Origin of the sequence: Puniceispirillum sp. (SeqCode), assembly GCF_965657105.1 — a bacterium.
Taxonomy (GTDB): domain Bacteria; phylum Pseudomonadota; class Alphaproteobacteria; order Puniceispirillales; family Puniceispirillaceae; genus Puniceispirillum.
The window spans coordinates 1-9,893 of sequence record NZ_CBFHNB010000070.1 but is presented as its reverse complement, the minus strand read 5'-3'; the positions used below and the strand labels follow the sequence as shown (position 1 = coordinate 9,893).

Here is a 9,893-nt window from a genome sequence, read left to right as displayed (position 1 = left end):
TATATTGCATGATCATTACGCAAATTACCTTATTCACATATTTAGTCCCAAGTGGCATTAAATATGTCATGGCTATCAGTATATAGGTAAAAAATATTAATCGCTCTAATATAATCTGGCTTGCTATGACCTTGGTATGGGGAATGATAATTGCTGAATGATGCTTATAACGATAATAGACTAACCAAGTCTGTTTCAGGCATGATCGACACGTCAAAGCGATTTTGTTTCGCTTTGTTAATTATTGGCCTGCTTGCTTTTTTAAGTTTGTCGTTTCCGTCTACCAACCTTCGGTTGGGCGAAGCAAATAAAGTGCTTTATAAGCTTGTCATTGAATATACTGAAATACGCGGCATACAGGCTGATCTGGCGAACATGCCCAGCGTTCTGGCAGGCACGCTTTATCAGATAGATGTAAAAGACGGCAACACCACCACAGTCCATAATTTCAAGCCTATTGATCGTGCTGTCGAAATCTATGATGTTGCAGCACGCTTATCACCACAGAAACTACCAAATTCGGTTCGCGCCATATTATCGGCCAAACCCGACCTCCTTCAGATCACCTATCAGGCCGCCGACACAAAACTCACTTTCATCATTGATCAGACAGCAATCATCAATATTATACGTGGCTATATGCCAAGATTATATATACTGGTGTTCAGCCTCTATTCGCTCCTTGGTATCATTTTGTATTTTGTGATTCGGCGATTTTATGTGGCGCCGCTCAATACCCTGACATCAACTTTGACCGCCTTTGCCAAAGACCCAACCACCGCCCGGCCACCATCAAAAGCCCTGCACATCAATAAAGAATTCCAAGACGCCGCCACGGCACTTGTCGACCTACAAAGAAACACGATTACCGAGATGCGCCAGCGTGATCGGCTTGCCGATATTGGCGAGGCTGTTGCCAAGATCAATCACGATATCCGCAATGTGTTAAGTTCGGCGACATTGGTGGCAGATGCGCTTCTGAATTCACAGGATAAACAGGTGAAACGTACCGCGCCGCATGTAGTACGCTCGCTGGAACAGGCTGTTGATCTGTGCCAGTCGATGATGGATTACCTTGTTGCCGTGCCTGACCCGCAATTATCAACCTTTTCGATGCGCGACATTACCAATGAACTGACCGATTCGTCGAAAATGCAGATAACCTATTCAGGGCCTGCTAAAATCCACGCTGATCGCAAAATGATGCAGCGCATTTTTCTGAATCTGGCGCGTAATTCAATCAATGCCGGTGCCACCAAACTGCATATCGACATATGGCGCGCTGGACATCTGGGCATTATCGATATTTCCGACAATGGACATGGCATCCCGAGGCAACAATGGGACGGTCTGTTTCAGGCGTTCAAAAGCCATGGGCGCGGTGGAACCGGGCTTGGGCTGGCCATAACACAGGATCTTGTTGCCGCGCAGGGCGGGCATGTAAAGCTCAGCCGGTCGAATGAAAATGGCACTGAATTTCGCATCCAGCTTCCGGTAGAAATTTTTCAAATGTCAGATGACCGTCACCAGCCAAGCTGGTGGCCAAAACTGAATCTTGCCAGCTAATCTTGCCCGCTAATCGTGCCCGCTAATTAGGGCTGTTACACAATCTTGTTGATAGTGAATTAACCACGCAGGCCAATAATTGGCGTTGATGGTTGCGGTTCCATATCCCAGGGAAAGAAAATCCATGTATCCTGCGATACTTCAGTCACGAATGTATCGACGAGCGGCCGGCCAGCTGGCTTGGCATAGACCGTCGCAAAATGCGCATCAGGCATCATCGCGCGCAATGACTTGGCAGTTTCGCCTGTATCGACCAGATCATCGACGATCAGCCACCCTTTGCCTTTGCCCGCCAGCATCGCCTCTTTGAGAACCGTCAATCCACCTTGCTCCTGCCCATGATAGGATGACAGACAGGCGGTTTCGATCAGCCGAATTTCAAGTTCGCGGGCAACAATCGCCGCTGGAACCAGACCGCCACGAGTCACCGCAACTATGCCCTCAAATGGGCCTAATTCGAGCAATCGCCATGCGAGTGCCTTTGATGTGCGATGCAATTCTTCCCATGATACGGGAAATGATTTTACCTGAGCTTCGGCCATTTCATCCTCGTGTAATCTGTAACGTGTTATCTGCATGTGCCAGCACATACGGAATGTGATGCGGCATCAAAGACAGCACGGCTGTGCCGAATGTAATCTATGCACCGGGTTTGGCAAGCGGTATCGCACCAAAAGCCTATGAAAGATCCGTCATTGGTAACAAATCATCTACTGTGATGATCGACCACATATAGTCAAACCCAAAACCCGCCAATAAGTGCTTGCCAGCGTCGTTACCTTGACCTATGTTGCGGCATCCTTTGTGGTGTTCAGCACGGCAAGGTAAGCGCTCGTAGCTCAGCTGGATAGAGCACTAGACTACGAATCTAGGGGTCGGGAGTTCGAATCTTCCCGAGCGCGCCATTTCCCAAGTTCCAAGGTCCCCGGATCAAGGTTCAAGTGACTGTTTCTAAACGATTAATGTTCTGGAACAGGAGTTTGTTATCCTATGGTGTGGGTAAGGTTGCCGGTATACTTTTACAAAAGAAACGATACTTTTTACTTCTCGCGGTCAATTCCATCTGACCTTCAGCATCGCTTCAACAAGCGAAAGATTGAGGTGTCTCTGCGCACGAAATCTGAAGCAAAAGCTGCTAAGTCTGCTGCCGCTCTGTCTGATAGGCTTGAACGCTATTGGGATAGTTTGAGGATGGAAATGATCTATTCTCGTGAGCTTGGTCTTAAAGTTCTGCAGGACACTAAGCCTTGCACGACTAGTGAGTACAGCCTGTCAGACGCACTGGCGCTCTATCACCGACTAAAAGGCGGAAGTAAGACAAAACTATTCTATGATGTATCAAACCGTAGTATCCGTTATCTTGAAGAATGCCTAGGTCATGACAATCTGACATCAATTGAAAAATCAGACGCTGGGCGTTTCAGGGATTACCTGTTCGCTCGTGGTATGTCATCGTCATCGGTCAAGCGAGTGTTTTCTTCAGTCAGGGCCATCATCAATCTTGCCATTCGTGAACAAGGGCTGGTGATAACTAATGTTTTTAGTGGAACTTTCATTCCCGATGATGGAGCCAAACAACAGCGAACTCCTATTCCACAAGATGCACTTAAAAGAGTGCAAATGGTCTGCCAAACTCTAGATGATGAACCACGTTGGTTGATTGCCCTCATCAGTGATACTGGTATGAGGCTGTCAGAGGCTTGCGGATTATTAACATCTGATATCCATGTAGATACTGTTAAGCCTTATATTGAATTAATTGAACACCCATGGCGAAGACTGAAGACAGCCTCAAGCTCAAGACAACTACCGTTGGTTGGCGCCTCACTTTGGGCCGCCGAGAAAATAATCAAGGAAGGTAATTCATTCGCCTTCCCCAAATACTGCAGCGAAGCCAAGTGTAATTCAAACTCTGCCAGCGCGGCGTTAAACAAATGGTTAAAGCCACGCGTCCCGGCTGGATGTGTAATCCACTCTTTCCGTCATAGTCTCAGGGATAGACTACGCGCTATAGAGTGTCCTGCAGATATTATTGACGCTATTGGTGGATGGACCACTGAAGGTGTTGGGCATAAATATGGTGATGGACACACGCTATCGGTTAAATACAGATGGATGGAAAAGATAGCGCCCAAGGTTCGAGAACTAAGATCCGAGGAAACAGTCACTTGAACCTTGATCCGGGGACCTTTGATCTAGGAAATTGGAGCGGCGTGCGGGAATCGAACCCGCGTCTTTAGCTTGGAAGGCTAAGGTCTTACCACTACACAAACGCCGCGAATAGTTCAATTTATAGTGCTATGTCCGTTTTGTCTATGCCGTTCCTTTAGATATGAAGCGTTTTATCTCCATGCAATCAGTTAATTGATGCCTTAATATATAAAGTCTCTCGGTATGTCCAAATCTGATTTTTATTGGTGTTAGGCGGCTTATTTTCATTCGATCCATTTTCAGTTTTTTTGCCAGAGGCAAGCTGTTAGCTGTTCGGTGGGTGACCAGTTCGGGTGAGCCGTGACAACCGGTGGACGCGACATGTTTCAGGATAGACTGAAACGATTCAAGCTTGGATCACGTGACGATCGCGTAAAGCCAGCCTTAAAGACGATCACATGGTGGGTTCTTGCATCAACCGAGACATTGATTATTTCGTGGGATTATTTCGTGGGATTATTTCATGGGATTATTTCATGGGATTGTTTCATGGGTGCTGACAGGCAATTTCAAGATTGCAAGTTCGATCATGTCGGTCGAAATCGTTACTAAAATGCTACTCTATTATGGACATGAACGTGTTTGGAACCGGTATTTATAGGTTTGGTGAGTGGCTGGCTATTCTGCCAAGCGGGTGATCCAGTTGTGCATGGCGGTGATAGCGGCGTCGGTCTGTCCGGGTGAGACGATATCGCCAGCGATCACATGGGAAAACACATCATCATCAGCACCCATTGTGACGGTGATGCTGGTGGCACTGCCACCCCATCGATTGGCCATATCGATGGTGCGCGCCGGGTCAACCACCTGATCATCGTTAGAAAAATAGAACAGGGCAGGGGTCTGTGCCAAACTGACATCGGCATCGGTAACCGCCTTGACCAGCGCGGCCATTGGCAAGACGGCGGTGGTTGGATAGGTGGTTGTCCAATAGCGCGCATTCAGCGCATTGCGCGGGGTCGATTAGCGCGTATCACCCAGAATCAATGGCACCCAATAGCGCGCCAGTGGCCATGTCAGTAAACCGGCAAAGGGGTTGTTAATGCCAAAATTGGGTGACAGGAAAATATAACCTTTGACAGAGGCTGACAGCATCGGATCAAGCGCCGCCGCTGCGGCGATCGTAGCGCCAGTTGACGATGCGATGACGATGGTCTTATCGCCCAGCCGCCGCCCTATAGCCAGCGCCTCGCCCATATCATTCATCCAGTCTGCGATCGTTGCCTCATCCATCGCGGCCGCACTGCGTCCATGCCCTCGAAGCCGGGTATAAAACAGATTGGCACCTAACGCGTCTGCCAGCCGGTCAGGCACTGGCCGTATTTCCGCGGCACTTGCCGAAAACCCGTGGATATAGATGATCGATAAAGGGGTTTTTTGATGGGGCGCGTCTGCCCAGATGATCTGTTTGACCACATCGGGAATAATGTCGTCATAACGCGCCTCACGCGCTGTCAGATAAGCTGTCAGATTGTCACCAAGCGCACTGTCATCAAAGCCTATGTCGAGTCTTGCCGGTTCGCGTGGTGCCAGCATCCAGATACTGGCACAAACCAGAACAAGGCCAGCGAAAACAGCGGTCTTACGCAAACGCATATTCACTAAAAATTTTGTCAATTGACTTCACTGGTACAAGGTCAGCCACCTGCGTCATTAGGATGCTATCTGTATTTTTGGGTCTTTTATCGAAAACAGCTATATTATTAGCTCGGTCAGAACCACCATTTATTACATCAGCAAATGCAGTATAACGATGTGTGATAGATGAATGATGTGATGTAACGCCCGCAATAATCATTTGGCGGTTTTGATTTTGATTATTAAGTCTGAAGTCGAACTGGTATGTTTTGCCACTTGATCCAATGATTTCAACATCTTTGTCAATAGATATAGTTCTATAAACTGGTTTTGCAAATACAAATTCCATAGCGTCTTTGATTGATCTTTCTGCGTTTTTTATAACTTTAGAAACAGCACTCTTAGCCACAGCGGCTGAACCATTGGCGACAGCGAGTACGGCTGAAGGTATCCACTCAACACTCGGAACTTCTGTAAAAATTTCTCCTACCTTGGTTTTTGTGTGAAATTTTGAAGCAATCTTGTCAGCTTGCCTTTGGATTGTGTGGTTGTTTTGTCCATGATCCCAAGCGCAGGTAACAGCACCAAAATTATCGGATATACGAAACCCACTCTTAGTACCGGTGATATAGACTTTTACGGGATCAAAAGAAGGGTATAAGCAATGGGTTGAAACACAAACTGTGTTCCCTTCAATGTGAATTTTGTTCATATTGGCTATTGTTTCTTTGACTTTAAAAATATTATCCATTTTCAACTCTATAGAGGAAGTGACTGTTCACTAGGCAAATCGAATTGCCAAGTATTTCTATCTGTTTCAACATTAATCACACTCATGAAGTGTCCCATAGCTTGACGAAATTGTCTAATCTGAGGCTGTAGAGGACGCCTATATGGTAAAGTACCTAACCCATTTCTTCTGATATATTCTTTGTTATCATTCCATTGATGCTCATGATTTCCAGAAATATTAGGCGGTAAATCATAATTATGAGCATCGTGAGGATTCGGTTTGATTTCGCCCTCATCGACAATGTCTAATCTCCAAATTGGCTTGTTCCGAAAGATAAGGGAGATACTTATCTGGCCATTATTGTTAAATCTGAAAATAACATGGGCGATTGATATTCCCGACTCGTTTTTTAGTGGCCATCTTGCCTCATATTCATCTGGTCTTGATGATTTTGTCCAATTAGGCAATTCAATTGTCAGAGTTTTTTGACTCGACAAAAATTGGTCAATTTCAAAAATGTCTTCTTCGCTAAGCAAAATCAATCACTTCATACTATTCTGACGAATGAATGAGTTCAGCAATAAAGAAAATCATCACCTGCCTCAGTGAGAATAGTTTATGTGCAAACAGTTAATAAATCGTTTACATGTGAAGTAATTGTTAGGTTTTTATTCAGATTGGATTTAATCTTGATGTGGCCAAAAGTATCGCTCGAAACCCGACCCAAGCTAGAACTGGCGTTTCACCTGAACCGTTGTATAGCCAGCTTTGGTGGCTTTTTTAAACGGGTTGATATTGGCGGTGTTCTCTGAAGCGTATTTTTGCTGTGCTACGATCAGTGACCAGCCACTATCATGGTCAACTGATACGGTATGTTCATGCGAAATGCCCCAAGCACCTTCATCAATATTTGTCGCCAGCTTATCTTCATAGGACAATGACCAGTTATCGGGCTGCATATCATCACTGACATAGCCAAGAATATTGGTGAGATTGGCGCGCAGATACAGTCCGGCCTCGCGATCTTCACTGTTGCTGCGTTGATATTCCTCTACTTCGGCGTTCCAAGCATCACGCTGGATAAAGTCCCATTCAATATGCGCACGGGCGGAAAAAGTGCGACCAGAGAATAGATAAATATAGGGCATGACACGATAGGTGAGGCCGTTGATCTCGTTAAAATCGCGTTGTGACAATGACAGCAACGTGCCAATTTCATGTTGATCACCTTCGCCAAAGCGATAACGAAGCCGGGTGCCTGTAGCTGAGATATGGTCATTATCCTTGACTTTGTCAGGCACGACACCATCGACGGATTTGTTTTCAATTTTGGCTTGCTGGACACGGTAATACAGGGTCGCATAGGCGGAAACGTCATATTCACCATAAATGGCCAGCGCTTTCTGATCCATTTCCGATGTTTCGTCAAATAGATATTCGCCAACAACATAGCCGCCTGTGAATGACGGATCACGATATTCATCCATCACATCAGCCACGGCTGGGAAGGTGAATGTGGCTAGCGCAAGGATCATGCTGCCAGATGATTTATAGCTCATTGATTATCTCTTACATGGTTAAATATAAGAAATTACTAATGGAGCTATTAATAATTGGGATCAATGTGCGTTGCTGACCTATAGGCAGTCGGGACTGATATGGAGCTTATCTCGATTTCACCCACAAGCATGCGCTAACGCTTTAGATCAACCCAGCCTTTAAGGTTATCGATGGCGATATCTTCGATCACCTTCATGCCCGCGGCCGAGTCATTCAGACAGGGAATATAGCTGAATGTTTCGCCGCCATGCTCGATAAATTCTTCATGCAGTTCAATATCCAACTCATCCAGCGTTTCCAGACAATCGGCAACAAAGCCGGGTGCCATAACCATGACATGTTTCTTGCCCTGTTTGGCCAGATCAACAACGCTGATATCGGTATAGGGTTGCAACCATGGCTCGGAACCAAAACGCGACTGAAAGGTGGCATGAAAGCTGTCATCATCCCATTTCAGTTCTTCCTTCAGAAGCCGCGCGGTTTTCATGCAATGGCAATGATAGGGATCGCCCGCCACAAAATAGCTTTTCGGGATGCCGTGAAATGACACAACCAGCGCATCAGGCTTGCCATGTTTTTTAACGGCGGCTTTGACACTGGCAGCCAGCGCCTTGATATAGCCCGGATGATCATGCCAAGGCGGCACGGTGCGCACGGCCGGTTGCCAGCGTTTGTCCAGCGCCCATTTGTATAATTCATCATTCACGGTCGCGGTGGTCGAGGCCGCATATTGCGGATAAAGCGGCATCAAGACGATGCGGCTACATCCGGCATCCTGCAGTGCCTGTAATTGCCGGTCAATCGCGGGTTGGCCATAGCGCATAGCATATGTGACCATTAAATTATCGCTGTTAAAGGTCTTGGCGACATGCTCGGCTTGCAGGCGGGTAATTTTGCGCAAGGGTGAGCCGTCGGGGTCATCCTTTAGCCAGATACGGTCATAGGCAGCCCCCGATTTTTTGGGCCGCACATTCAGAATAATGCCATTTAGAATCACCCACCATAATAGGCGGGGCACCTCGATCACGCGCCGGTCTGACAGAAATTGCTTTAGATAGCGCCGCATCGATTTTTTATCGGTGCCATCGGGCGTGCCCAGATTGACAAGAAGCAAGCCGGTTTTGGCTTGTCCCGGAAAGGTGGGATGATCGGCAGGGGATTTATTTATTGGCATTGTGGACACTCTTTAAACATCACGTCCTAAATAGATAGGGGCTTGATGCGGCGGCGTCCAGCCTTTCGCGCGAAAAGACCCGTACTTAAGGTTTTGACGGGTCAGCGACCTTGCGCAAATAGGGCTTTAGCGTCTGCCAGCCATCGGGGAATAATGTCCAGGCCTCATCATCCGAAACAGAAGGCACAATAATGACATCATCACCATGCTGCCAGTCAGCCGGGGTTGCCACCTTATGCTGTGCTGTTAATTGCAATGAGTCGATGGCACGGATCAATTCGACAAAATTACGCCCCGTGGCCATCGGATAGGTCAGTGACAGCTTGATTCGCTTGTCAGGCCCGACGATGAATACCGAACGCACCGCCTGATTTTCGACCGCCGTTCGGCCAGCATGGCTGGTGCCCGCTTCACGCGGCAACATATTATATAGTTTGGCAACAGCAAGCTCAGTATCGGCGATGATCGGATAATCAGGCATATGACCAGTGACATCAGCGATATCCTGAAGCCATGCGTTATGATCTTCGACCGGATCAACCGACAGGCCGATGACCTTTACATTGCGCGCTTCAAATTCAGGCTGTAATCCCGCCAATGCGCCCAGTTCGGTTGTGCATACGGGGGTGAAATCCTTTGGATGCGAAAACAGAACGCCCCAGCTATCGCCAAGCCATTCATGAAACGACAGATCGCCTTGTGTTGTCTGCGCGGTAAAGTCAGGTGCTATATCATTGATTCGTAGTGACATTTTTGTCTCCTTTTAGGCTGTATTTAGGTGATTGTCGCAAGGACGCGGCGATCCCCGCCGAAATCACACCTATGTCAGACATGGGACATAGCTTGCGGGATGCAATATGGTGGGGATAACAATTTCACTTTGGCGTTTTGAAACGCAAAATTTTGCCTTTTATGGGCATGCAGACAGATAATGAAACCGGCAAAGATATGGCGATGATTGTTTCGACGTCAAAGATAGGCGATTACGCGCCACTAGACACGATCATCAGGCACGATCACTAGGCACGATCATCAGGCTTGATCAACCAGATAGGCCAGGGTGGCGAGCCT

At 47.2% G+C, this 9,893-nt stretch carries 11 protein-coding genes and 2 tRNA genes; 4 read left to right on the top strand and 9 right to left on the bottom strand.

Features of this window, described 5'->3' with window-relative positions:
• Positions 1 to 312 precede the first annotated feature (312 nt).
• On the top strand, positions 313 to 1,566 hold the full coding sequence (locus ACTF7Q_RS09330; protein WP_438997566.1) for a sensor histidine kinase: 1,254 nt from the start codon (positions 313 to 315) through the stop codon (positions 1,564 to 1,566).
• Between the two features lie 59 nt (positions 1,567 to 1,625).
• Here the strand turns inward: ACTF7Q_RS09330 and gpt are convergent, their stop codons facing one another.
• On the bottom strand, positions 1,626 to 2,108 hold the full coding sequence (gene gpt / locus ACTF7Q_RS09325; protein WP_438997567.1) for a xanthine phosphoribosyltransferase: 483 nt from the start codon (positions 2,106 to 2,108) through the stop codon (positions 1,626 to 1,628).
• Between the two features lie 286 nt (positions 2,109 to 2,394).
• Here gpt and ACTF7Q_RS09320 point away from each other — a divergent pair.
• Together ACTF7Q_RS09320 and ACTF7Q_RS09315 are read left to right on the top strand one after the other, a co-directional pair.
• Positions 2,395 to 2,471, top strand: a tRNA-Arg gene (locus ACTF7Q_RS09320).
• Between the two features lie 85 nt (positions 2,472 to 2,556).
• A complete protein-coding gene (locus ACTF7Q_RS09315) occupies positions 2,557 to 3,738 on the top strand; it encodes a DUF6538 domain-containing protein (RefSeq protein WP_438997565.1) in 1,182 nt (393 codons plus the stop codon).
• 32 nt (positions 3,739 to 3,770) lie between these two features.
• Here ACTF7Q_RS09315 and ACTF7Q_RS09310 read toward each other — a convergent pair.
• Positions 3,771 to 3,844, bottom strand: a tRNA-Gly gene (locus ACTF7Q_RS09310).
• Positions 3,845 to 4,240: 396 nt separating this feature from the next.
• Between ACTF7Q_RS09310 and ACTF7Q_RS09305 the strand changes: the two genes are divergently transcribed.
• Positions 4,241 to 4,378, top strand: coding sequence for a DUF2061 domain-containing protein (locus tag ACTF7Q_RS09305; RefSeq protein WP_438997564.1), 138 nt, complete (start codon positions 4,241 to 4,243; stop codon positions 4,376 to 4,378).
• Between the two features lie 17 nt (positions 4,379 to 4,395).
• Here the strand turns inward: ACTF7Q_RS09305 and ACTF7Q_RS09300 are convergent, their stop codons facing one another.
• The 7 genes from ACTF7Q_RS09300 to ACTF7Q_RS09270 all read right to left on the bottom strand — a co-directional run bounded on the left by ACTF7Q_RS09300 (position 4,396) and on the right by ACTF7Q_RS09270 (position 9,573).
• Positions 4,396 to 4,671: a hypothetical protein gene (locus tag ACTF7Q_RS09300; protein ID WP_438997563.1), complete on the bottom strand. Its 276-nt coding sequence runs from the start codon at positions 4,669 to 4,671 to the stop codon at positions 4,396 to 4,398.
• 69 nt (positions 4,672 to 4,740) lie between these two features.
• Entirely contained in the window at positions 4,741 to 5,367 is a 627-nt protein-coding gene (locus tag ACTF7Q_RS09295) for an alpha/beta hydrolase (protein WP_438997562.1), read from the bottom strand.
• Complete coding sequence (locus tag ACTF7Q_RS09290; protein ID WP_438997561.1) at positions 5,360 to 6,106, bottom strand: DUF1829 domain-containing protein; 747 nt, start codon at positions 6,104 to 6,106, stop codon at positions 5,360 to 5,362. Before ACTF7Q_RS09290 ends, ACTF7Q_RS09295 begins: the two co-directional genes overlap by 8 nt.
• Positions 6,107 to 6,114: 8 nt before the next feature.
• Entirely contained in the window at positions 6,115 to 6,624 is a 510-nt protein-coding gene (locus tag ACTF7Q_RS09285) for a hypothetical protein (protein ID WP_438997560.1), read from the bottom strand.
• Between the two features lie 192 nt (positions 6,625 to 6,816).
• Complete coding sequence (locus ACTF7Q_RS09280) at positions 6,817 to 7,647, bottom strand: hypothetical protein (protein WP_438997559.1); 831 nt, start codon at positions 7,645 to 7,647, stop codon at positions 6,817 to 6,819.
• A gap of 134 nt (positions 7,648 to 7,781) precedes the next feature.
• Positions 7,782 to 8,822 carry a ferrochelatase gene (hemH, locus tag ACTF7Q_RS09275; RefSeq protein ID WP_438997558.1) on the bottom strand — a complete coding sequence of 347 codons (1,041 nt, stop codon included), beginning with the start codon at positions 8,820 to 8,822 and terminating at the stop codon, positions 7,782 to 7,784.
• 85 nt (positions 8,823 to 8,907) lie between these two features.
• Entirely contained in the window at positions 8,908 to 9,573 is a 666-nt protein-coding gene (locus tag ACTF7Q_RS09270) for a peroxiredoxin (RefSeq protein ID WP_438997557.1), read from the bottom strand.
• Positions 9,574 to 9,893 lie beyond the last annotated feature (320 nt).

Excerpts from the sequence above, each read along its gene's own strand:
- gpt (WP_438997567.1), bottom strand. The coding sequence starts at position 2,108 with ATGGCCGAAGCTCAGGTAAAATCATTTCCCGTATCATGGGAAGAATTG.
- ACTF7Q_RS09315 (WP_438997565.1), top strand. The coding sequence starts at position 2,557 with ATGGTGTGGGTAAGGTTGCCGGTATACTTTTACAAAAGAAACGATACT.
- ACTF7Q_RS09305 (WP_438997564.1), top strand. The coding sequence starts at position 4,241 with ATGGGATTATTTCATGGGATTGTTTCATGGGTGCTGACAGGCAATTTC.
- ACTF7Q_RS09300 (WP_438997563.1), bottom strand. The coding sequence starts at position 4,671 with ATGGCCGCGCTGGTCAAGGCGGTTACCGATGCCGATGTCAGTTTGGCA.
- ACTF7Q_RS09290 (WP_438997561.1), bottom strand. The coding sequence starts at position 6,106 with ATGGATAATATTTTTAAAGTCAAAGAAACAATAGCCAATATGAACAAA.
- ACTF7Q_RS09280 (WP_438997559.1), bottom strand. The coding sequence starts at position 7,647 with ATGAGCTATAAATCATCTGGCAGCATGATCCTTGCGCTAGCCACATTC.
- hemH (WP_438997558.1), bottom strand. The coding sequence starts at position 8,822 with ATGCCAATAAATAAATCCCCTGCCGATCATCCCACCTTTCCGGGACAA.
- ACTF7Q_RS09270 (WP_438997557.1), bottom strand. The coding sequence starts at position 9,573 with ATGTCACTACGAATCAATGATATAGCACCTGACTTTACCGCGCAGACA.